Consider the following 21,835-nt stretch of genomic DNA (forward strand, 5'->3'; position numbering starts at 1 on the left):
CGCCCCTTTCGCGATTACTCTTTTTTGCTCACCAGGCTGAGGTCGATAAACCAGCTCTGCGGTTGCACCACCCCGGTCACCGCAGGGGAAATCGCACGCGGCCCGACGTCGTGGGCGACAAACAGGAATGGCACCTGATCCACCAGCGCGGCGTGCAACTCACCGGCCGCTTTGTTCATCTCCGCCGGGGTAAAGGCGTGCTTGACGGCGGCGGCCAGCTTCTCCGTCTCCGGCGTGGAAAAGTAACCCCAGTTGGTCGCCACCGGCGGAAACGCTTTGGCCGTCGAGAAGCGGATCAGGCCAAAGTAAGGATCGTTAACCGCGGCGCTGACGTTGATCGCATCGATCCCTTTCGCCGAGGGGTCCCGGGCGCCCAGGCGCCAGTTGGTAAACAGGGTGTTCCATTCCACCACTTTGATATCCACATTGAAGAAGCAGCTCTTCAGGCTCTGCTGGATATACTCGTTCATCGGCAAGGGCTGCATCTGCCCGGAGCCGGAGGCCGAGGTAGCCACCGTGACGTGCAGCGGTTTGCTGGCATTGTATCCGGCCTCGGTCATTAGCTGGCGGGCGGCGTCCGGGTCATATTTTATCTGGAAGGTGGGTTTGCCATGCCACGGGCTGTCAGCCTCGTAGACCCCAGTGGCCTCGGTCATGTAGCCACCGAGGTAGCTCTTCAGCTCAGCACGGTTCAGACACAAGTTGGCCGCTTTGCGCACGCGGATGTCCTGCCACGGCGATCCTTTTTCAAAGGAGAACTGCCAGGGCCACAGATGCGGCTGGGTGTTGGCGTAGAGGTGAAAACCCTGAGACTTGATCTGATCGATGGCGTCCGGCGCCGGGGCTTCAATCCAGTCCACCTGCTTCGACAACAGCGCCGCGGTACGGGCGTTGGCCTCCGGCAAGGGGATCAGCACCACTTTATCCACCCGGGGAATGCGATCTTTGTTCCAGTAGTCGGGGTTTTTATCGAGGATCAGCTGCTGACGCGGCACCAGCTTCTCCAGTTTGAACGGGCCGCTACCCACCGCGTGGGCGGCGAAGGCGGTCCACGCCTGTTTGCTGCGCGCGGCGCTATCTCTCACGTTGGCCGGCACCGCGTCATACTGCTTCTGCCACGCCGTCGGCGAGACGATAAACAGGTTGGTGATGTTGTACGGCAGCAGCGCATCCGGTTCCGAGGTGGTCAGCGCCACGGTGTGGTCGTCAATTTTCTCTGCGCCGGTGAGGGTCGGCATGCGCGACAGGGTGTTGCCGATCTGACCCGGGGCGTACTGCGGCGCCGCTTTATTCAGCACCTTATCCACGTTCCAGACGATGGCGTCGGCGTTCACCTCCGTCCCATCATGAAACTTCACCCCCGGACGCAGGGTGAAAATCCAGCGGCTGGTGTTCTGCGGATCGATGTGCCACTCGGTCGCCAGCCCCGGCACCAGACCGCTGGGCTTTTCACCTTGCGACAGATCCCACTCCACCAGCGCGTCGTACAGCGGGATGCCGGTAAAGCGGTTGCCCTCATAGCCTTGATCCGGCTGGCCAAGGGTTAATGGAATATCCGCGGCGGTCATGGCGATCCGCAGCGTGGAGGCGTTGGCAGGTAAGGCGGCGCCCGCCAGGGCCAGTGCGCCGCTCACCGCCACGGCGAGACGACCGGCACGCGAAAATAATCTCGTTTTGTGCATCACATGATCCCTGTTAAATAAAATGTCACGGATTAACAGGCAAAATGCGTACCAGCTCTTACGCGGACGAAAATAGGCCAAAACCGACCGGTAAAATAAGAATGACTTATATTATCACCATGATAATTATGGGAAAATAATTGCATCTTATTCCGCCGCACCGCCAGCGGGAAATATGTTGCAGAATTGCACCAGCCGCTATATGGTAAATTTCAAATAATCACGCTGCGTCACTTTTTATTCATCCCCCGTCCACCGCCGCCGCGTATTCTCCGTCGGGATCAATCCCTTCTATACTTCAGGGAACACATCGACCGGGAGAGACTATGCCTTTAGCCGATTTTCACCGCTCCGATCCTTTTACCCTCGGTATCGAACTGGAGCTGCAGGTGGTGAACCCGCCGGGTTACGATCTCAGCCAGGATGCCTCGACGCTGATTGCCGACGTCCAGCATGAGCTGACCGTGGGAGAAGCCAAACACGACATCACCGAGAGCATGCTGGAGATCGCCACCGGGGTGTGCCGCGACATCAGCCATGCGCAAATCCAGCTCAGCGCCATCCAGCAGGCGGTCCAGCGCGCGGCGCTGCGCCATCATCTGCAGATCTGCGGCGGCGGTTCGCACCCCTTTCATGCCTGGCAGCGCCAGCAAATCAGCGATAACCCGCGCTATGTCAAAACCGTCGAGCATTTTGGCTATCTGGCGCAGCAGGCGACGGTCTTTGGCCAGCATGTGCACGTCGGCTGCCAGAGCGGCGACGACGCCATCTATCTGCTGCATGGCCTGTCGCGCTTTGTACCGCACTTCATCGCCCTTAACGCCGCCTCGCCGTGGTTCGACAGCACCGACAGCCGCTTCGCCTGTTCGCGCCTCAACCGCTTCTCCTCCTATCCCGACAACGGTCCGATGCCGTGGGTGGCCGACTGGCAGGGGTTTCGTCGCCTGTTCCGCCAGCTGAGCTACACCAGCATGATCGATAGCATGAAGGATCTGCACTGGGATATTCGCCCCAGCCCGCAGTTTGGTACCGTCGAGGTGCGGGTGATGGACACCCCCCTGACCCTTGCCCAGGCGATCCACATCGCCGGCTTTATTCAGACCCTGGCCTGCTGGCTGTTGACGGAGCGTCCTTTTAAGCACCAGCCTGATGATTATCTGCTGTACCCCTTTAACCGCTATCAGGCCTGCCGCTACGGGCTGGACGGGACCCTCACCGACGTGCGCAGCGGAGAGCAGCGCAGCATCCGCCAGGAGATCCTGCAGCTCGCCGACCGGCTGGCCCCTTTCGCCCATCAGCTGAAGGCGACGGCAGCGCTGGAGGCGGTGGTTCGCCAGGCGAAATCGCCGCACAGCGAGGCGCAGCAGATGCGCGACTTTATCGCCAACGGCGGTTCGCTTTCCGGGCTGGTGCAAAAACACTGTGAGATTTGGGCGGCATAAGGCAGCGAGGCGGGTATACTCGGCGCAGACTATAGAAAGGACTGCCCATGTTATTACGTTGCCTGCTCCCTCTGGCGCTGCTGCCCCTGGCCGCCGTCGCCAGCGCCGCCTGTACCCTCACCGACCCGACGCTGACCCTGCAGAGCTATCGGGTGGATGCGCAGAAAGAGCGCATTGCGATGTACTGGCAGGATCGGCACGGCAAAGCCTGGGGTTCCCTGCGTTCGCTGCTGGCGGGTATCGATGGCGACGGCCGGGTGCAGATGGCGATGAACGGCGGCATTTACGATAAGGCCTACGCGCCGCTGGGGCTGTATATCGAAGACGGCAAACGGCTGACGCCGGTCAACCGCTCCGCCGGCGGCGGGAACTTCTTTATCCGCCCCGGCGGCGTATTCCTGGTGGAAAACGGCCGGGCGAAAATCGTGCCGCTGCCGGCGTACAAACCCTCTCCCGCCATCCGCTATGCGGTGCAGTCCGGCCCGATGCTGATTGAGAATGGCGCCATCAACTGGCGACTGAAGCCCTCCGCCAGTTCGCGCAAGCTGCGCAACGGGGTTGGTATCGATAAGCAGGGCCGGGTGGTGTTTATGCTCAGCGATCGCGAGACCAACTTTTACGATTTTGCCTGCTATGCGCAGTCAAAGCTTGGCGTGCGGCAGATGCTTTATCTCGACGGCACCCTGTCGAAGATGTACCGCAAAGGCGGCAGCGTGCCGTGGCAGTATCATCCGTTCGTGACCATGATAACGGTGGAGAGGAAATAGCGGGCGCGTTTGGGGGCGGCCATTCCAGCCACGAGAGTGAATAAATTAACGACAGGCCGGGCAAGGTATTGCCGCCGTGCCCGATGTCCTTGCCCGGTGGCGCTGCGCTTACCGGGCCTACAGAGTCTGTTCGCTATGGTATAGCCCCTGAAATCTACGGGCGTGCAGCAGGGCCGATTCCCGCTGAAATCGGCGAACCGGAGGTCGGCAGATAAGGCGGGGCTCACGCCCAAACGCAACGTGAACGCAAAACCCACCCTCACCCTACCCCTCTCCCAAAGGGAGAGGGGACCGCCCGGTAGTCGTTGCAGCCTGGAGTATCCCCGTTACCGACCGGTAGCGCCGCGCTTAGCCCCGCCGATGCGCCCACTCGCGCATACGCTGAAACAGTACATACAGCGACGGGATAAACAGGATGCCAACCATCGTCGCCACCAGCATCCCGCTGAACACCGTGGTGCCGATGATCCGCCGGCTCTGCGCCCCGGCGCCGGTGGCGAGCATCATCGGCATGATGCCGATAATAAATGACACCGCGGTCATCATTACCGCGCGGAAGCGGCGGGTAGCCCCCTCGCGCGCAGCGTCGACTATCGACAGCCCCTCCTCGCGCCGGCTGCGGGCGAACTCAACGATCAGAATCGCATTCTTCGCCGCCAGGGCGATCAGCAGCACCAGCCCTATCTGAACATACACATCGTTGGCATAGCCCGCGGTCCACAGCCAGAGCAGCGCTCCGCCGATGGCGAACAGCACCGAGAGCATGACGCTCGCCGGCAGCGTCCAGCTCTCATACTGCGCCACCAGGAACAGCCACGCCATCGCCACCGCCGCCAGCACGATCCACACCGCCTGATTACCGGTCTGCTGCTCCTGCCAGGAGATCCCGCTCCAGGCATAGTCATATCCCGGCGGCAGATGGGCCTGCAAAATCTGCTCCATGGCCGCCATCGCCGTGCGGCTGCTGACCCCCTCGGCCGCTGAACCGCTCACCGACACGGACGGGAATTGATTGTACTGCTGAATAAACGGCGCCCCCACCGTCGGCGTAATGGTGACCAGATTGCTCAGCCGCACCCGCTCGCCGTCGCGGCTGCGGACGTACAGCTCGCTAATCTGCTCAGCCCGCTCACGCCACTGCATCTCATTTTGCATCACCACATGATAGACACGATTGTTACGGCTGAAATCGCCGGCGCGCGTGCCGCCGAACGCCGTCTGCAGGCTGCTGAAGATCTGCGCCACCGGCACATCCAGCAGCGCCGCCCGGTCGCGGTCGACCGTCAGGGTCAGCTGCGGCACGTTGCTGCTCCAGGTGGTAAACACCCGGCTCAGCTGCGGATGCTGGTTCGCCAGCTGGAGGATCTCCCGCGTCACCTGCTCCAGCTCCGCCGACGACTGACCGGCCTGCGCCAGGATGCGCAGATCAAACCCCGAGGCATTGCCCAGGCCCGGCAGGGTCGGCGGCGCGAAGGTCATGATCGTCGCCTCGGGTAGCGACAGCAGCTGGCGCTGAATATCCGCCATCACCGCATCCAGCGGCGGCCGCTGATGCCAGTCCTTGAGCATTACCGAGATAAACCCGCCGTTAGAGGCGCTGGTGCCGTTGAGAATGTTGAACCCGGACACCTGAATCACATCCTCCACCGCCGGGTTAGCCATCAGCAGTTTACGCGCCTGGGCCATCACCGCTTCGGTACGCTCCAGCGACGCCGCCTCCGGCAGCTGCACGCTGGCAAACAGGTAACCCTGATCTTCCTGCGGCAGGAAGCCTTTCGGCATCGAGGTGAAGCTGAACGCCACCAGCGCGCCTGCCGCCACCGTCGCCGCCAGCGCCAGCCAGGGACGGCGGTTCATCCAGCCTACCAGCCGGCCATAGCCGTCGCGGGTGCCGTCGAGAAGACGGTTAAACGCCCGCCACACCGCCGCTGGCCGGGCAGGACGCGGGCGCAGCAGCAGCGCGCAGAGGGCCGGCGTCAGGGTTAGCGCCACCAGGCTCGACAGGGCCACCGCGGTGGAGAGCGTCACGGCAAACTGCCGGTACAGCTCGCCGACGATCCCCGGGAGCAGCGCCACCGGCACAAACACCGCCAGCAGCACCAGGGTCGTGGCGATCACCGGCCCGGCGATCTGCCGCAGCGCCTGGGCGGTGGCCTGCAGGCGATCCAGCCCTTCCGCCATTTTGGTTTCCACATTCTCCACCACCACAATGGCGTCATCCACCACCATCGTCAGGGCGAGAATGATCGCGAACAGGCTGAGGGTGTTGGCGCTGTAGCCCAGCAGATAGAGCACCGCAAAGGTGCCGATCAGTGACACCGGGATCGCCAGCACTACGATCAGCGTCGCCCGCCAGCTCTGCAAAAATAGCGACACCACCACGACCACCGCCAGCAGGGTCAGCGCCAGCGAGACGCCGATCTCTTTGATCGTCGCCGCCACAAAGCGGGTGGTATCGAACTTCACCTCCCAGGTGAGATCCGCCGGAAAGCGAGTGTGCAGGCGGTTAAGCTCCGCACGCACTGCGCTGGCGACCTGCAGGGCGTTGGCGGTGGGCGTCGGATAGATCCCCAGATAGGCCGACGCTTTACCGTTCAGCTGGGCGCCGGAGCTGTAGCTGCGGGCGCCCAGCTCAATGGTCGCCACGTCGGCGAGGCGCACCAGCTGCCCCTGCGCGCCGCGGCGGAGGATAATCTCGCCAAAGCTGGCCGCCTCGTTCAGACGCCCCAGCCCGTTGATGGTCAGCGTCTGCTGCTGGCCGTTAAATACCGGCGGGGTGCCCACCTGCCCCGCCGCGCCCTGCACATTTTGCTCGCGCAGCGCCTGGGCGACATCATCCGTGGTGATGTTGAGCGCGTTCATGCGGTCCGGGCGCAGCCAGATACGCATGCTGTAATCCCGGGCGCCAAACATCTGCACCTCGCCGACGCCGGGCAGGCGGGCCAGCGCCTCGCGCACCTGGGTGCTGGCGTAGTTGCTGACAAACAGCGGCGACAGCGTGCCCAGCGGCGAGTAGAGGCTTACCCCCATAAGCAGATTGCTGGCGCGCTTGCGCACCTGGACGCCATTCTGCTGCACCTCCGCCGGGAGCTGCGCCAGCGCCTGCGCCACCCGGTTTTGCACGTCGATCGCCGCCAGGTCGGCATCGGTGCCCGCCGCGAAGGTTATGCTCAGGCGGTACGTCCCCTCATCCGAGCTGGTGGACTCCATATACAGCATATGATCGACGCCGTTGAGCTGGGTCTCCAGCGGGGCGGCGATGGCTTCCGCCACGTCTGACGCGCTGGCGCCCGGCCAGCTGGCGCTGACGTTCACCACCGGGGGGGTGATCGCCGGGTACTGCTCCACCGGGATCAGCTTCAGCGACACTGCGCCGACAAAGGTCAGCAGCAGCGCGATCACCATGGCAAATCGCGGACGACGGATAAAAAAGGTCAGCATCCCTTCTCCTTAGCTAGTTCAGCACCTGCACCGCGGCGCCTTCGCGCAACCGCTGCGCGCCGTCGGTGATCACCTGCTCGCCCGCCTGCAGCCCTTTCTCGACCGCAAACTGCTGCCCCTGCTGCCCCGCGAGGGTCAGACGACGCTGCCCGGCGGTGTGGTCCGGCTTCAGCACCCAGCTGAAAAAGCCCTGCGGATCCTGCTGCACGGCGGCAGCAGGGACCATCACTCGCGACGGCAGTTCCTGCGGACGGAACAGGATCGTCACGCTGCCCCCCGGCAGCAGACGGTGCTGCGGATTGGCAAACTCGGCCCGCACCGCTACGCTGCCGGTGCGGGCGTCGATCCGGTTATCGATAGAGGTCAACACCCCGTCGCGCCGTTTACCATCAACCTCAATCTGCGCCAGCCACGCCTGCTTCAGGGCGTGGATATCGGCGTGCTGGCCGGTTTTACTGAAAAACGCGGCTTCGTCGAGGGCGAACGAGACCCGCACCGGATCCAACTGCACGATGTCCACCAGCACGCCGCTGGACGAATTGACCAGCGTCCCGACGTGAAAGGCGCTATGGCCCACGCGACCGGTCACCGGCGCCGTAATCTGAGTGTAGCTGAGCACTATCCGCTGGGCCTCGACGCGGGCTTTGGCCTGCTGTACGGCAGCGGCGGCGACGTCGCGCTGCATCCGGGCCGTATCGACGTCGTTGCGGCTGATGGAGTGGTTGTTGATAAGCCGCTCGTAGCGAGTGAGCAACTGCTGCGACTGACGTAATGAGGCTTCGGCGCTTTTCAGCTCGGCCTGCGCCAGAGCCAGCGCCGCGCGGGGCTGCGCGTCGTCGAGGGTAAACAGCAGGTCGCCTTCGGTAACATACTGCCCGTCCTGGAAGTGGCGCTGAACAATCACCCCTTCGGTGCGCGCGCGAATGTCGACGGCGCGGATCGCCTCGACCCGCCCGGGGATAGCGCGTTCTTCAGCATGAGGAGCCAGTTCAACCGTGGCGACGCGGACCGGCACCGCCGGCGCGGCGGTCGCCGTCAGGGCGCCGCCGACCAGACCGCAGGCCAGCAGAGCAAAGCGGAAGGTTTTAATCATAGAGGATCCTTGCGACAGTAACGCGCGCCTGCAGCGAGGCGCGCGAGATTGTTCAGGCCGTTTTGCGGAACCGGCGCGTCAGACGCTTCTCGATTTCCACCACCAGGAACATGGCGACGCCGATGACCAGAGTGACAAACCAGTAGCGCAGCGGCAGCGCTTCCGTACCAAACATGCTTTGCATCAGCGGGACATAGATAATGACCAGCTGCATCAGCAGCAGGACGCCGGTCACCAGCCAGATGCCTTTGTTGCGCAGCAGACCCATGCTCAGGGAGAAGCTGTCGCTGCTGCGGCAGTTGATCATGTAGACCCACTGCGCCGTCACCAGCATCTGCAGCAGCACGGTGCGGATAAACTCCGGACTGTGGCCGCGCGGCGCCAGCCAGGCCTCAAGGATAAAGGCGGCAATCGCGATCATCGACCCGACGAAAGCCACTCGCCACACGGCGAAACCATCCATCACATGCTGGCCGGTTTTACGCGGCGGACGGTTCATCACGTTGCGCTCTGCGGCCTCAAAGGCCAGGCCGAAGGAGAGCGTCGCCGACGTCGCCATGTTCATCCACAGGATCAGCACCGGGGTCAGCGGAATAATGTTCCCCGCCAGCAGGGCGATGATGATCAGCAGCCCCTGCGCCAGGTTGGTCGGCATGATGAAGAGGATGGTCTTCTTCAGGTTGTCATAGACCCGACGGCCCTCTTTTACCGAGCTGGCGATGGTCGCGAAGTTATCATCGGTTAACACCATGTCGGCCGCCTCTTTGGTGACTTCGGTGCCTTTGATACCCATGGCGATACCCACGTCGGCCTGGCGCAGCGCCGGCGCGTCGTTGACGCCGTCGCCGGTCATGCCGACCACTTCGCCGTTATCCTGCAGGGCTTTCACCAGGCGCAGCTTATGCTCCGGGCTGGTACGGGCAAAGATGTCGTACTCCACCGCCGCCTTCGCCAGCGCCGCATCGTCCATGTGCTCCAGCTGGTAGCCGGTCATGGCCTGGCTGCTGTTGGTGATCCCCAGCATCTGGCCGATGCTCATCGCCGTCTGCGGGTGGTCGCCGGTGATCATTTTCACGCGTATGCCGGCGGTCTGGCAGGCGTGGATGGCGTCAATGGCTTCCGGACGCGGGGGATCCATCATCCCGGCGATGCCGAGGAAAATCAGTCCCTCCTGCAGGTCCTCATGGTTGAGGGTGGTGGCATCAAGGCTGGCCGGCTTACAGGCCGCCGCCACCATCCGCAGTCCCTGACGGGCGAAGCGCGCCATCTCCTCTTCCCAGTACTGCGCCTCGAACGGCACCGCGCCGTGGCGGCTCATCTGCTCGCGGCACATGGCGAAGATAACGTCCGGCGCACCGGTGATCAGCACCCGGGCATTGCCATCGATGTGCTGCAGGGTCGACATATATTTGTACTGCGAGTCAAAGGGGATCTTGGCCACCAGACGGGCCTCCACCGCCGGGAGCTGCGCTTTCGCCGCCAGCACTTTAAGCGCCCCTTCGGTCGGCCCGCCGGTGATCCCCCACAGACCGCGCTCATCCTGGGTAAGCTGGCTGTCGTTACACAGGTCGATGGTGCGCAGCCAGGTCTCCAGCACGGTGCCGGGCTGAACCTGCACGGGCTCATCGCTCCCCTCGAGGAAGATCCGCCCCTGCGGCTCGTAGCTGTCGCCTTCCACCCGATAGCAGCAGTCGGCGGTGATGATCGCTTTGACGGTCATTTCGTTCATCGTCAGGGTGCCGGTTTTATCCGAGCAGACCACGGTCATGGCGCCGAGGGTTTCCACGGTCGGCAGCTTACGAATAATCGCCCGCTTGCGCGCCATCGTCTGCACGCCGAGCGACAGAATAATCGAGATGATCGCCGGCAGTCCTTCCGGTACCGCGGCTACCGCCAGGCTAATCAGCGATAGCAGCAGCTCGCCCATCGGGATATCCCGCAGCGCGAGGCTGAAAATAAACAGCGCCACCATCATGGCGAGAATAATGGCGAAAATCGCTTTGCCGAGCTTATCCATCTGCACCAGCAGCGGGGTACGGTGCTTCTCAATACCCGCCATCATCTGGTTGATATGGCCGAGTTCGGTCTGCGCGCCGGTGGCGGTCACCACGCCGACGCTGCCGCCGGCGCTGACGGTGGTCCCGGAGAAGACCATGTTCACCCGGTCGCCAAGCGGCAGATCGCCCTCCAGCGCGTCGGTGATTTTATCCACCACCGTCGACTCGCCGGTGAGGATCGCCTCTTCCACCCGCAGGTTGTGGGTTTCAATCAGGCGCATATCCGCCGGCACGCGGTCGCCGGCGCGCAGGATAACGATATCCCCCGGAACCAGGTCGCGCGTCGGGATAGTCTCATGCTTGCCGTTACGCTGGACGCGGGCATCGCTGGAGAGCATGTTGCGGATCCCCTGCAGCGATTTTTCGGCGTTGCTCTCCTGGATATGGCCGATCAGGGCGTTAATCACCGTCACGCCGAGGATCACCAGGGTATCGACCCAGTGCCCCATGATGGCGGTCAGCGCCGCGGCGGCCAGCAGCACGTAAATCAGTACGTCGTTAAAGTGGGCGAGAAAGCGCAGCCAGCCCGGTTTGCCTTTCTTTTCCGGCAGCGCATTCGGCCCACAGGTATTCAGGCGCTCGGCGGCGTCTGCGGAACTTAACCCAGCGGCCTGGCTTTTGGTCTGCGCCAGCACTGCGTCAACGGTCTGCTGCCAGACCTGCCGTGGCGCGGTGTCGCCCGAGGGCGTCGTAAACTTTGGGTTATTCATCTTGGTCAATTTACATTTTCCTTATAAATTCCGTGAGTCGGAAAGCCTGAAATCATTCCTGGCCAATGAAGTAAAAGAGGGCAAAAATGCCGATAAAAATGTGAACCAATACAAGTCTAAATTTTTCGCAAAATAAAAATTTTGTGATAAGTTAATTCCACAAACCAACTATTACAGAATATTAATAAACCAAAACTAAACGAGGTAAAATATGTTTGGAATCTACCGCGGGCGCCGACTGGCGCTGTACATCGCGCTAGCCATTATCATTGCTACGCTGGTGGGATATAGCACTTACAGTTTTGTAAAAGCGCTGGCATAATAATGACGTTAATTTACACCCGGCTGCAATTAACTTAATTACAAATTATTTCAGATTAATTAACATGAGAGCGAAAGGCAGGCGATAATATTTAAAATAGTCGTGTTATAGCGAGTAAAAAAACAAAGCATATTGCGTTAAGCATTATTTTACCGGACAATATGTTTTTTAACTGATGATTAACATGACATGAAACATCCACTGGAAACGCTGCTCTCCGCCGCCGGGATCTTACTGCTGGCCCTGCTCTCCTGTCTGCTGTTGCCCGCGCCTTCGCTGGGCCTGACGCTGGCGCAAAAGCTGGTTGAGACATTCCATATGATGGATCTCAACCAGCTCTATACGGTGCTGTTTTGTCTGTGGTTCTTAGCGCTGGGCGCCATTGAGTATCTGGTGCTGCGCTGGGTGTGGCGTCGCTGGTTTTCCCTCGAGCGGTAAACCAGGAGAGGCGCGCCTCAGTGGGCGCGACTGTGGTTCTCTTTGCGGTAGGCGCCCGGCGGCTGATTGAAGGTCCGGGTAAAGACGCGGGTAAAGGTCTGTTGCGAATCGAAGCCATACTTCAGGCAGATATCGTAGACCCGCTGATCGGTGTCGCGCAGATCGCGGGCGGCCAGCAGCAGCTTCCTTTCGCGAATATAGCGCCCCAGGCTCTCCCCTTTGTACTGTAAAAACAGCCGTTGCAGATGCCATTTCGAATACCCGGCATGGCGAGCGATATCATCAATACGCAGCGGTTGATGCAGGTTATCATCAATCCACTCGACGATAGTATCAATCACCTGAGCGGAAATCGTCATATGCTCTCTCCTCTGATACTGCACTGGCGCTTAGCGCCACCAGGCGTTAAATGATTGCGTCTTATCGGCGACCCACACCGGCTCGCCCTGCACAGGCGTCAGCAGACGCCAGGCCCTTCCTTCGCTGGCAGCCGCCAGCCGTTGATACGGTTCATCCCAGCTGTGTTTCGCCAAAACGAATCGTCCTGCATGCCCAGGCAGCACCGCGCGAGCGCGCAGGTCGTCGGCAGCCTGAGCCGTTTCATCCGGCATCATGTGGATATATTTCCAGTCCTGGTCATACTGCCCGTTCTCCATGATCGCCAGATCGACCGGACCGAACTCATCGCCTATCGCTTTAAAGTGCGGCCCATACCCGCTGTCGCCGCTGTAATAAATCTTTTGCTGCGGGGTAACGAACAGAAAACTGGCCCACAGCGTCTGGTTACGCTTCAGCCCACGGCCGGAAAAGTGCCGCGCCGGCAGCACGTGGACGGTGAGCTCGTCGCTGGCCGGTACCGCCTGCTGCCAGTCCGCTTCGGTAATCAGCGCCCCGTCCATTCCCCAGTAGCGCAGATGCGATCCGACCCCCAGCGGCGTAATGACCCGCTTAATTTTCGGCAGTAAGGCGCGAATGGTGGCGTAATCCAGATGGTCGTAGTGATCGTGGGAGATGATCAGCAGATCGATCTCCGGCATCCCTTCCGCCCGCCACGGATAGTCGCCGGGGAAGGCTTTATTGATAAAGGAGAACGGCGCCGCGTAATCGCTGAACACCGGGTCGATCAGGATGCGTTTTCCCGCCAGCTGCAGGTACCAGGAGGAGTGGCCGAGCCAGACCATCACGTCCTGCCCGAGGGGCAGCGTCGCCAGATCGGTCTTCACCAGCGGCAGCGGTTGCGCGGGACGGGCGTTTTCCCGTTTGGTCATCAGGAAATCCCACCACGCCGCCAGCATATTTTTCTGCCCGGTGAACCCTGGCGTGGGCAATTGGTTATGGAACTGGCCGTCCCGGTAGTGGGGAGACGCTTCCACCTGGCTAAGCTGTGCCCCCTGCGGCGCTTTACCAAAACCGGCATTAAGAACAAACGGCAATGTCGTTGCTGCTGCGAGTAACATGATGGCGACCACGCTGAAAGTGACACGGTTCATATCCTGACCAGACAAAAGCCCCCATCCCGGAGGCTTTATGATATAACTTGATTATGAGTGAGTACGCACTCATTATTAGGAAAGCGATGAAAGTCGTCAAGACGATTTTCAATTTTTGCGTTCCGCCGTTGCAGCGACCTGGTCAGACGTGCCAAGATCGGCGGTTTGTTTAACCTGCGTGAGGAAAAAAGTAGTGGCTCGTCCAAAGAGTGAAGATAAAAAGCAAGCGTTACTGGAAGCTGCCACCGCGGCTTTCGCCCAGTCCGGCATAGCCGCCTCGACGTCGGCCATCGCCCGCAGCGCCGGTGTGGCCGAGGGAACGCTGTTTCGCTATTTCGCCACCAAGGATGAGTTGCTCAACGAGCTGTACCTCGCGATTAAGCTGCGCCTGGTGCGCACAATGATCGCCGGGCTGGATCCGGACGAGAAGCGCCCGAAAGAGAACGCGCGCAATATCTGGAACAGCTATATCGACTGGGGCGTGCGCAACCCGATGGAGCACAAAGCGATCCGCCGGATGGCGCTCAGCGAGCGCATCACCGACGAAACCCGCCGCCAGGTAAAAGAGAGCTTTCCGGAGCTCAACGAAATGTGCCAGCTGTCGGTGAAAGAGATATTCCTCAGCGAGGCGTACCGCGCCTTTGGCGACGCCCTGTTTCTGTCGCTGGCGGAAACCACCATCGAATTCGCCAGCCACGATCCGCAGCGCGCCCGGGAGATTATCGCCCTCGGCTTTGAAGCCATGTGGCACGCCCTGCATGAGGCGGACGCATAATGACGCCGGAAACACTGCATCCCTGCGCTCACCGTATCGCCCTGACCTACCCGTTTACCGAACACTGCTGGCCCTTTGGGCCAGAGTACGACGTGTTTAAGGTCGACGGCCGCATCTTTATGATCACCATGACTATTCGCGGGCGGGCGCTGGTCAATCTCAAGGCCGAGCCGCAGAAGTCGCTGCTGAATCAGCAAATTTATCGCAGTATCGAACCCGGCTACCATATGAACAAGAAACACTGGATCACGGTGGTGCCAGGAGAGGATATCAGCGAGGATCTGCTGGCCGAGCTGATTGACGATTCGTGGCATCAGGTGGTGAACAAGCTGAGTAAAAAGGCCCAGCAGCGCCTGCGTCCGCGCTGATTTTCAGCCAAATGCGATAAGTGTTATCGCATTTTTCACCCTTATCATTTTGCGATCTTCGCTGTACTCTTCCTCTCCTGAACGCACCGGTAAGGTGCTGTAAACTGTGAGGAAGAGTTATGGATATCGTATCGGTCGCTTTGAAGCGCTATTCCACCAAGGCCTTTGACGCCACGAAAAAGCTGACTGCCGGGGAAGCGGAACAGCTGAAAACGCTGCTGCAGTACAGCCCGTCTAGCACCAACTCCCAGCCGTGGCACTTTATTGTCGCCAGCACCGATGAAGGCAAAGCTCGCGTGGCGAAAGCCGCCAGCGGCACCTACGTGTTCAACGAACGTAAAATTCTCGACGCCTCGCACGTGGTGGTGTTCTGCGCGAAAACCGCGATGGACGACGCCTGGCTGCAGCGCGTGGTGGATCAGGAAGAGGCCGATGGCCGTTTCGCCACCCCGGACGCAAAAGCCGCTAACCACAAGGGTCGCACCTTCTTTGCCGATATGCACCGCAAAGAGCTGAAAGATGACGATCAGTGGATGGCAAAGCAGGTGTATCTCAACGTCGGCAATTTCCTGCTGGGCGTAGCGGCGATGGGTCTCGACGCCGTGCCGATTGAAGGGGTCGATTTTGCGATCCTCGATGAGGAATTTGACCTGAAAGCCCAGGGCTACACCAGCCTGGTGGTGGTCCCGGTCGGCCACCATAGCGTAGAAGATTTCAACGCTACCCTGCCGAAGTCGCGTCTGCCGCAGTCGACGACCATTACCGAGATTTAATCTCTCCACCAGGCGCCTTTCACCGGGCGCCTCTGGTGCCGCTTGTTATTGCCGGGTGGCGGCTACGCCTGACCCGGCCTACGTAACCATCTCTCTATCAGATTGTTACCCCTCAACGTAGGCCCGCGCAAGCGCAGCGCCGCCGGGCAGGGGCTGCGGGCGCGGAGCGGCTTTTATGCCGGGTGGCGGCTACGCCTTACCCGGCCTACGGCCCGTGCGACCTGTCGTTAATTTGCGCCGGTAAGTGAATAGCCACCGAGCGCGTTAGTAAAGTAAAACTTGCGGGTGCTTTATACCGCAGGCTAACGCGTATCGCGTTAAGGTATCCAGACTGGCGCGGGTGATATTGGCTTCCATTCTGGAGACTGTCGGCGCACTCACCCCCATCCTCTGCGCCACCTGGGCTCGGGTTAGCCCCGCCTGCTCGCGCCATTGCGCCAGCATAGTACGTAATCGCTGTTGACGTTCTTGCGCATCGAATGCAGCCTGAACCTCAGGCTGGCCAAGCAGTTCTGTTTTTAACGTATCCCAGTCAATGATCTTTTTACTCATTGCGCATCTCCTCTAATCGCTTCAGCGCCAGGCGAATTTCCGATGACGGGGTTTTTTGCGTTTTCTTGACAAAAACCCGTAGCAGAAAGAGCGTCTTGCCTTGCTGAAAAACGTAGATCCCTCGCCCCTGTACCGAACCTAACGCACGAATTTCAAATAGCCCCTGCCCCAGCGGTTTACTGTCAGGTTCTCTCAGCGCGGTGGGATTTTGGCGTAACTTGTCTAATTGCCGGATCATCTTCGCCTGGACAATGGGCGGAAGCGCCTGCAATTCCTTTTTAACGTCCACATGCACAACCAATCTGAACATCAGACTCCCTTCCTCTGGATGTTAGCATATAAGACAAATTGCCTTAAAGGCTAATCTTTGAGATACCCGGCAAGCCTATGCTCATTTGCAGCCAATCGCAGAAAAATGCGCTAAAACTGGAATCAGGGACGAAAAAAGGCCGCGACTGAGCGCGGCCTGAGTGGTTAGCGTTCTCAACGCGAGCTTATTTTTTCTCCACCTGCCCTTCGCCGGCATGCCAGATGCGCTCGGCATAGCGGCCAATCACCGCCAGCGAGACGGCAAGGATCAGGAAAAACAGCACTTTGTGCATCCCGTTCCAGAAAAACTCAAAGAAACGGGTATAGAGATTGATCGCCAGGAAGGTTAGCCCGAAGCCGCGCAGCATTCCATCATCGGTTTTCAGGCTGATAAAAATGCAGACGCCGGCCGCCGCGGCAAACAGCAGCCCCCACGGCAGGAGTCGCGCCTGGCTCACCTGGTACCAGCTGTCTGCGTCGTAATTGCCGAAAATCGACATGATCCACAGCGCAATAAACAGGTACGTGAGGCCCATCGCCTTGCTGACGGTAAACAGCTGCCGCTGGCGAAGCAGGGATTGCGCGCCGTAGCAGAGCGCCAGCAGCGCGCCGCCGAACAGGACGAAGCGAATCGGGTAGTTCATGCCCAGCCAGTAGGCGCCCCACCCCGAGACGTAGCCGGTTTCCGCGCCGAACCAGTTGCCCAGCGCCAGCAGAAAAAAGAGCCACACCAGCCCGGAGCGGGCAATATAGCCGATGGCGCCGTAAATCACGCATCCGGCCAGAAACAGCGGTGCGATATGGCCGCTGCCGTTATCCAGCCGTTCGCCAAGCTGCCATAGCGCCACGGCGGTAAAGACGACGCCCAGAAACAAAATCGCCTCGGTGCTGTAGTGCCACTGCGTCTCCCGCCGCTGGCGACGAAAACCCCAGCCGTAGCAGGCGACTGCCAGCAGCGCAGGCAGCAGGATCCGCATCAGCGCCGAGTGGCTGAACAGGCTCAGCAGCCACGCCACCAGCTCGCTGTCGGCGAACAGACTGCCCAGGGAAATCAGCACGCAGGCCAGCGCGATCCAGAAGGCATAGCGGCTCAGGTGCCGCCAGTCGAAGGGGGAGACGCGCATCGTTTGCGCCAGCCGCTGGCTGTCCGAGGGGGTTAACTCCCCGCTGGCCTGCCAGGCATTCAGCGCGCGCTGAATAATGCGCTGCTCTTTTCGGGTTACGTTCATAGGCATTCCTTGAGACTGATGACAAACCTGTTTTCGCTAATATGCTCGCCTTTCTGCCGGGCAGCGGCTGTCGCCCTCCCCGGCCTACTTAACCATTTATATATCAGATTGTTACTCCTTACCGTAAGCCCGCGTAAGCGCAGCGCCGCCGAGCATGATATCAGGCACGGAGCCGCTTTATTGCCGGGTGGCGGCTGGCGCCTTACCCGGCCTACGATCCGTAGCAGCCAGCTGTTAACTTACCCACTTGTGCGACTGAAACTGCCGGTGTTGCGGCCTTAACATCGCTGAGTCGTTCCCGGCAGGCCGGGGCAGCCCGCATGGATGCGGGCTGAGGGCCGTGTTTTGCACGGACGCTGCCTCGGCCCGACCCGAAGCCTGCAGGGATAAGTCGAAGGGACCGCGTAGCGGCGATTTTGCTGGCCGGAGCCCGGGGGTACAGGGGGCGGCGGCGACTGGCCGCCCCCTGTGCGCTCCCTGCGCCGTAAGAGACATAACGCAGAAGACTAACCGGGAGCGCAATGTGTGCTGAAGTCGTAGATCACATACAGGACTTCCCGACAGTGCTTTCCCTCCCCTACTCCAAGAGGGAGAGGGAACCGTCCAGCAGCGCCGGCCGGGCAATACCCGAAGATGGCATATTGCCAGCCATCTGATTCCCTGTGATTAATGTTGGTCCAGCCACGCCAGCGCCTGCTCGCCCGCCTCGTCCATCGGCAGATAGACCAGCAGGCGCGAGCCGTTGCGCGGCGCCGAATACCAGTACATCTGCTGCAGACTGAATCGCCCGAGCTGCGGGTGGTTAAAATGTTTAATCTGGTTTTCCACACCGCGCACCTCGTAGCGCTGATGCCACAGCGTTTCAAACTCCGACGAGGCAGCGAAAAAGCGCGCCAGTTTGTTTTCCCACGCCGGATCGCCGCGGTGCTCGGCCATCGCGGCGCGGAAATAGGAGACGAAGGTCGGCAGCACATCGCGATTTTCGATCCGGCTGCGCCAGGTCTCATGGGTCAGATAGAGATAAATGCAGTTGCGATCTTCTTCCGGGAGGGTGGCGAAATCGATGCCCATCAGGCGGCAGAAGCTGTCGTTCCACGCCACAATATCAAAGTTCGGTTTCTGAATGCTGGCCGGCTGCGGCATCAGGCTGTCCAGCATCCGGCGGGTCCCTGGGCTGATGCCTTCGCACACCGTCACCTGGGTGGCTTCCGGCGGGGTCAGCCCGGCGAGCACGAACAGATGCCGGGTCTCCAGCGGACTGCACTGCAGGGCATTCGCCACCCCCACCAGCACCGCCTCCGACGGATTCACCTCCCGCCCCTGCTCCAGCCAGGTGTACCAGGTAACGCCGACGTCGGCGAGCATCGCCACCTCTTCCCGGCGCAGACCCGGCGTGCGCCGGCGGCCCACCCGGGGCAACCCCAGGCGCTGCGGATCGAGGCTTTCACGGCGAGCGCGCAGAAAGGCCCCCAGCTGTTTGCGTCGATCGTCCGGCACGGCGATCGTCGACTCCCGTTGCGGCATCGTGGTCATCACCCTTCCAGCATAGTAGTGCCAATACCAGTATAGACAGGAACTGGTACCCGTTTAATTTATCGGTAATGCTACGTCGGTCTGCTGAATGACGCAATGGAGAATCCCATGAATACGTCTGCTGTTTCACCCGGCCGCGCCGGTCTGTTGCTGCTGCTGAGCGGCCAGATGCTGCCGCTTATTGATACCTCGATCACCAATGTGGCGCTGGACGCCATCACCCACACCCTGGCGGCCAGCGCCACGCAGCTGGAGCTTATCGTCGCGCTGTACGGCGTCGCCTTTGCCGTCTGCCTGGCGATGGGCAGTAAGCTTGGCGATAACTATGGCCGCCGGCGCCTGTTTATGTGGGGAGTCGCCCTCTTTGGCATCGCTTCCCTGCTGTGCGGGATGGCGAACAGCATCGGCGCCCTGCTGGCGGCCCGCACCCTGCAGGGCGCCGGGGCGGCGCTGATTGTGCCGCAGATCCTCGCGACCCTGCACGTCACCCTCAAAGGCCCCGCCCACGCCCGGGCCATCAGCCTGTATGGCGGGATCGGCGGGATCGCCTTTATCGTCGGTCAGATGGGCGGCGGCTGGCTGGTGTCGGCGGACATCGCCGGGCTGGGCTGGCGCAACGCCTTTTTTATCAATGTGCCGATCTGCCTGCTGGTGCTGGCTCTGAGCCGCCGCTATGTGCCGGAAACCCGTCGCGAGACGCCGTCGCGGATTGACTGGCAGGGTACGCTGTACCTCGCGCTGATCCTCTGCTGCCTGCTGTTCCCGATGGCCCTCGGTCCGGAGCTGCACTGGCCGCTGTGGCTGCAGCTGATGCTGGTGGCGGTCCTGCCGCTGCTGTTCGCCATGCGTCAGAGCGCCCTGCGCCAGCAGCAGCGTGGCGACCATCCTCTGCTGCCGCCGCGTCTGCTGCAGTTGACCAGCATCCGCTTCGGGATGGCCATCGCCCTGCTGTTTTTCAGCGCCTGGTCCGGCTTTATGTTCTGCATGGCGCTGACCATGCAGGAGGGGCTGGGGATGGCGCCGTGGCAGTCCGGCAATAGCTTTATCGCCCTCGGCGTGGCCTATTTTATTTCGGCGCTGTATGCCCCGCGGCTTATCGCCCGCTACAGCATGGGGCGGATCCTGCTGACCGGTCTGGCGGTGCAGATCGCCGGTCTCCTGCTGCTGTGCGCCACCTTCTCCCGCTTCGGCGTCGCCACCAACGCCCTGACGCTGGTCCCCGCCACGGCGCTGATCGGCTATGGCCAGGCGCTGATCGTCAACAGCTTTTATCGGATTGGTATGCGCGATATCAGCGCCAGCGACGCCGGGGCCGGGAGCGCAATCCTCAGCACCCTGCAGCAGGCGACCCTCGGTCTCGGACCGGCTATCCTTGGTTCGCTGTTCCTGGCGCTGGCCCGTCGCGGCGGCGGCAACTATCCGCAGGCGCTGATTGATTTTCTGCTGGTCGAGGTGGCCATGATGCTGTTGCTGGGGGCGATAGCGCTGTGGCTACGCCATCATCTCAACCGACAGCCGGCGACGGTGGCCTCGTAATACCGGCGGCGGTAATTTGCATAATAGCTATCCAGCGGTCATCATACCCGCTGGATATTCAGGAGACGTTATGCAGGAATTAATATCGCAAATTGCCGCCTTAGGAATCGAAATAACCCCCACCCGCTCGCTGATGATTATCTTCGGCATTATCTTGTTCACCGCCGTGGTCGTGCATCTGATATTGCACAAAGTGGTCCTGCGCGCATTTGAAAAACGGGCGCTGGCCAGCAGCCATCTGTGGCTGCAAATCATCACGCAGAATAAACTCTTTCACCGACTGGCCTTTACCCTGCAGGGGATCATCGTCAACGTCCAGGCGGTGCTGTGGCTGCAAAAAGGCAGCGAGGCCGCGGAAATATTAACCACCGTGGCCCAGCTATGGGTGATGATATATGCCATGCTGTCCTTCTTCTCGCTGCTGGATGTCATTTTAAAACTGGCGCAGAAATTTCCCGCCGCCTCTCAGCTGCCGCTGAAGGGCATATTCCAGGGAATTAAGCTGGTGACGGCGATTATTATCGGCATTCTGATTATTTCGCTACTGATAGGTCAGTCGCCAGCGATCCTGATTAGCGGGCTCGGCGCCATGGCCGCGGTGCTGATGCTGGTGTTTAAAGATCCGATCCTCGGTCTGGTGGCCGGTATCCAGCTCTCTGCCAACGATATGCTCAAGCTTGGCGACTGGCTGGAGATGCCGAAGTACGGCGCCGACGGCGCGGTGATCGATATCGGCCTCACCACGGTCAAGGTGCGCAATTGGGACAATACCATCACCACCATTCCGACCTGGTCGCTGGTCTCTGACTCGTTTAAAAACTGGAGCGGCATGTCGGCCTCCGGCGGCCGCCGCATCAAACGCAGCCTTAACATCGACACCACCAGCATTCATTTCCTCGATGAACAGGAGCAGCAGCGCCTGATCCGGGCGAAGTTACTTAAACCCTATATGGATTCACGCCACGAGGAGATTAGCGCCTGGAACCAGCAGTACGCCGGGGAGCAATCGATCCTCAACGAGCGGCGGATGACCAATGTCGGCACCTTCCGCGCCTATCTGCAGGAGTATTTACGCCATCATCCGCGCATCCGCCAGGATATGACCCTGATGGTGCGCCAGCTGGCGCCGGATGCCAACGGCTTGCCGATCGAGATCTACTGCTTCACCAACACCGTGGTATGGGCGGAATATGAGGGGATCCAGGCGGATATTTTCGACCATGTCTTCGCCGTGGTGGATGAGTTTGGCTTACGCATTCATCAAACGCCCACCGGCAACGATATTCGCGCGCTGACCGGCGCCTTCTCCCGCTGATCC

The 21,835-nt window shown here is 60.8% G+C and carries 18 protein-coding genes; 8 read left to right on the top strand and 10 right to left on the bottom strand.

Annotated elements, in window-relative coordinates; genetic code table 11:
- Positions 1-14: 14 nt before the first annotated feature.
- Entirely contained in the window at positions 15-1,682 is a 1,668-nt protein-coding gene (locus IB144_RS19415; RefSeq protein ID WP_065888890.1) for an ABC transporter substrate-binding protein, read from the bottom strand.
- 326 nt (positions 1,683-2,008) lie between these two features.
- Between IB144_RS19415 and IB144_RS19420 the strand changes: the two genes are divergently transcribed.
- Together IB144_RS19420 and IB144_RS19425 are read left to right on the top strand one after the other, a co-directional pair.
- A complete protein-coding gene (locus tag IB144_RS19420; RefSeq protein ID WP_004176954.1) occupies positions 2,009-3,124 on the top strand; it encodes a YbdK family carboxylate-amine ligase in 1,116 nt (371 codons plus the stop codon).
- Between the two features lie 47 nt (positions 3,125-3,171).
- Positions 3,172-3,891 carry a phosphodiester glycosidase family protein gene (locus tag IB144_RS19425; protein ID WP_004151678.1) on the top strand — a complete coding sequence of 240 codons (720 nt, stop codon included), beginning with the start codon at positions 3,172-3,174 and terminating at the stop codon, positions 3,889-3,891.
- Between the two features lie 348 nt (positions 3,892-4,239).
- Here IB144_RS19425 and IB144_RS19430 read toward each other — a convergent pair whose 3' ends face one another.
- Genes IB144_RS19430 through IB144_RS19440 form a run of 3 tightly spaced genes read right to left on the bottom strand, consistent with a single transcriptional unit; the run spans position 4,240 to position 11,201 of the window.
- On the bottom strand, positions 4,240-7,332 hold the full coding sequence (locus IB144_RS19430) for an efflux RND transporter permease subunit (protein WP_004178904.1): 3,093 nt from the start codon (positions 7,330-7,332) through the stop codon (positions 4,240-4,242).
- A gap of 13 nt (positions 7,333-7,345) precedes the next feature.
- Positions 7,346-8,425, bottom strand: a complete 1,080-nt coding sequence (locus IB144_RS19435; RefSeq protein ID WP_046654605.1) for an efflux RND transporter periplasmic adaptor subunit — start codon at positions 8,423-8,425, stop codon at positions 7,346-7,348.
- Positions 8,426-8,477: 52 nt separating this feature from the next.
- Positions 8,478-11,201, bottom strand: coding sequence for a cation-transporting P-type ATPase (locus IB144_RS19440; RefSeq protein WP_046654607.1), 2,724 nt, complete (start codon positions 11,199-11,201; stop codon positions 8,478-8,480).
- Positions 11,202-11,703: 502 nt separating this feature from the next.
- On the opposite strand from IB144_RS19440, the gene IB144_RS19445 reads away from it, so the two are divergent.
- The gene (locus IB144_RS19445; protein ID WP_002893037.1) at positions 11,704-11,952 is read left to right on the top strand and encodes a DUF1158 domain-containing protein; all 249 of its coding nucleotides are present in this window, start codon (positions 11,704-11,706) and stop codon (positions 11,950-11,952) included.
- A 17-nt stretch (positions 11,953-11,969) separates the two neighbouring features.
- Here the strand turns inward: IB144_RS19445 and IB144_RS19450 are convergent, their stop codons facing one another.
- Both IB144_RS19450 and IB144_RS19455 read right to left on the bottom strand, forming a co-directional pair.
- Positions 11,970-12,311 (bottom strand): RamA family antibiotic efflux transcriptional regulator, encoded by a 342-nt coding sequence (locus IB144_RS19450; protein ID WP_002893035.1) that lies wholly within the window; start codon positions 12,309-12,311, stop codon positions 11,970-11,972.
- 30 nt (positions 12,312-12,341) lie between these two features.
- The gene (locus IB144_RS19455) at positions 12,342-13,457 is read right to left on the bottom strand and encodes an MBL fold metallo-hydrolase (protein ID WP_020316605.1); all 1,116 of its coding nucleotides are present in this window, start codon (positions 13,455-13,457) and stop codon (positions 12,342-12,344) included.
- A gap of 178 nt (positions 13,458-13,635) precedes the next feature.
- Here IB144_RS19455 and IB144_RS19460 point away from each other — a divergent pair, with 178 nt between their 5' ends.
- The 3 genes from IB144_RS19460 (at position 13,636) to nfsB (ending at position 15,358) form a co-directional block, all read left to right on the top strand.
- Positions 13,636-14,217: a TetR/AcrR family transcriptional regulator gene (locus IB144_RS19460; RefSeq protein ID WP_004176968.1), complete on the top strand. Its 582-nt coding sequence runs from the start codon at positions 13,636-13,638 to the stop codon at positions 14,215-14,217.
- On the top strand, positions 14,217-14,585 hold the full coding sequence (locus tag IB144_RS19465) for an MmcQ/YjbR family DNA-binding protein (RefSeq protein WP_004142557.1): 369 nt from the start codon (positions 14,217-14,219) through the stop codon (positions 14,583-14,585). The genes IB144_RS19460 and IB144_RS19465 overlap by 1 nt, the downstream gene beginning before the upstream one ends.
- A gap of 119 nt (positions 14,586-14,704) precedes the next feature.
- Positions 14,705-15,358 (top strand): oxygen-insensitive NAD(P)H nitroreductase, encoded by a 654-nt coding sequence (nfsB, locus tag IB144_RS19470; RefSeq protein ID WP_004178896.1) that lies wholly within the window; start codon positions 14,705-14,707, stop codon positions 15,356-15,358.
- A 264-nt stretch (positions 15,359-15,622) separates the two neighbouring features.
- Here the strand turns inward: nfsB and IB144_RS19475 are convergent, their stop codons facing one another.
- The 4 genes from IB144_RS19475 to IB144_RS19490 all read right to left on the bottom strand — a co-directional run bounded on the left by IB144_RS19475 (position 15,623) and on the right by IB144_RS19490 (position 18,981).
- The gene (locus IB144_RS19475) at positions 15,623-15,910 is read right to left on the bottom strand and encodes a helix-turn-helix transcriptional regulator (RefSeq protein WP_004142561.1); all 288 of its coding nucleotides are present in this window, start codon (positions 15,908-15,910) and stop codon (positions 15,623-15,625) included.
- Complete coding sequence (locus tag IB144_RS19480; protein WP_004142563.1) at positions 15,903-16,220, bottom strand: type II toxin-antitoxin system RelE/ParE family toxin; 318 nt, start codon at positions 16,218-16,220, stop codon at positions 15,903-15,905. The genes IB144_RS19475 and IB144_RS19480 overlap by 8 nt, the downstream gene beginning before the upstream one ends.
- Positions 16,221-16,404: 184 nt before the next feature.
- Complete coding sequence (locus IB144_RS19485) at positions 16,405-17,448, bottom strand: DUF2157 domain-containing protein (RefSeq protein WP_032419264.1); 1,044 nt, start codon at positions 17,446-17,448, stop codon at positions 16,405-16,407.
- Between the two features lie 666 nt (positions 17,449-18,114).
- The gene (locus IB144_RS19490; RefSeq protein ID WP_032419265.1) at positions 18,115-18,981 is read right to left on the bottom strand and encodes a helix-turn-helix transcriptional regulator; all 867 of its coding nucleotides are present in this window, start codon (positions 18,979-18,981) and stop codon (positions 18,115-18,117) included.
- 108 nt (positions 18,982-19,089) lie between these two features.
- Between IB144_RS19490 and IB144_RS19495 the strand changes: the two genes are divergently transcribed.
- Together IB144_RS19495 and IB144_RS19500 are read left to right on the top strand one after the other, a co-directional pair.
- Positions 19,090-20,517: an MFS transporter gene (locus IB144_RS19495; protein WP_004176980.1), complete on the top strand. Its 1,428-nt coding sequence runs from the start codon at positions 19,090-19,092 to the stop codon at positions 20,515-20,517.
- A 70-nt stretch (positions 20,518-20,587) separates the two neighbouring features.
- Positions 20,588-21,832: a mechanosensitive ion channel family protein gene (locus IB144_RS19500; protein WP_004142570.1), complete on the top strand. Its 1,245-nt coding sequence runs from the start codon at positions 20,588-20,590 to the stop codon at positions 21,830-21,832.
- Positions 21,833-21,835 lie beyond the last annotated feature (3 nt).

It is taken from the genome of Klebsiella sp. K4 (genome assembly GCF_014596785.2).
Lineage (GTDB): Bacteria > Pseudomonadota > Gammaproteobacteria > Enterobacterales > Enterobacteriaceae > Klebsiella > Klebsiella pneumoniae.

What these genes read in the sequence shown, in the direction of transcription:
- IB144_RS19415 (WP_065888890.1), bottom strand. Translation starts at nt 1,682, where the DNA reads ATGCACAAAACGAGATTATTTTCGCGTGCCGGTCGTCTCGCCGTGGCG.
- IB144_RS19420 (WP_004176954.1), top strand. Translation starts at nt 2,009, where the DNA reads ATGCCTTTAGCCGATTTTCACCGCTCCGATCCTTTTACCCTCGGTATC.
- IB144_RS19425 (WP_004151678.1), top strand. Translation starts at nt 3,172, where the DNA reads ATGTTATTACGTTGCCTGCTCCCTCTGGCGCTGCTGCCCCTGGCCGCC.
- IB144_RS19430 (WP_004178904.1), bottom strand. Translation starts at nt 7,332, where the DNA reads ATGCTGACCTTTTTTATCCGTCGTCCGCGATTTGCCATGGTGATCGCG.
- IB144_RS19435 (WP_046654605.1), bottom strand. Translation starts at nt 8,425, where the DNA reads ATGATTAAAACCTTCCGCTTTGCTCTGCTGGCCTGCGGTCTGGTCGGC.
- IB144_RS19445 (WP_002893037.1), top strand. Translation starts at nt 11,704, where the DNA reads ATGAAACATCCACTGGAAACGCTGCTCTCCGCCGCCGGGATCTTACTG.
- IB144_RS19450 (WP_002893035.1), bottom strand. Translation starts at nt 12,311, where the DNA reads ATGACGATTTCCGCTCAGGTGATTGATACTATCGTCGAGTGGATTGAT.
- IB144_RS19465 (WP_004142557.1), top strand. Translation starts at nt 14,217, where the DNA reads ATGACGCCGGAAACACTGCATCCCTGCGCTCACCGTATCGCCCTGACC.
- nfsB (WP_004178896.1), top strand. Translation starts at nt 14,705, where the DNA reads ATGGATATCGTATCGGTCGCTTTGAAGCGCTATTCCACCAAGGCCTTT.
- IB144_RS19475 (WP_004142561.1), bottom strand. Translation starts at nt 15,910, where the DNA reads ATGAGTAAAAAGATCATTGACTGGGATACGTTAAAAACAGAACTGCTT.
- IB144_RS19480 (WP_004142563.1), bottom strand. Translation starts at nt 16,220, where the DNA reads ATGTTCAGATTGGTTGTGCATGTGGACGTTAAAAAGGAATTGCAGGCG.
- IB144_RS19485 (WP_032419264.1), bottom strand. Translation starts at nt 17,448, where the DNA reads ATGAACGTAACCCGAAAAGAGCAGCGCATTATTCAGCGCGCGCTGAAT.
- IB144_RS19490 (WP_032419265.1), bottom strand. Translation starts at nt 18,981, where the DNA reads ATGACCACGATGCCGCAACGGGAGTCGACGATCGCCGTGCCGGACGAT.
- IB144_RS19495 (WP_004176980.1), top strand. Translation starts at nt 19,090, where the DNA reads ATGAATACGTCTGCTGTTTCACCCGGCCGCGCCGGTCTGTTGCTGCTG.
- IB144_RS19500 (WP_004142570.1), top strand. Translation starts at nt 20,588, where the DNA reads ATGCAGGAATTAATATCGCAAATTGCCGCCTTAGGAATCGAAATAACC.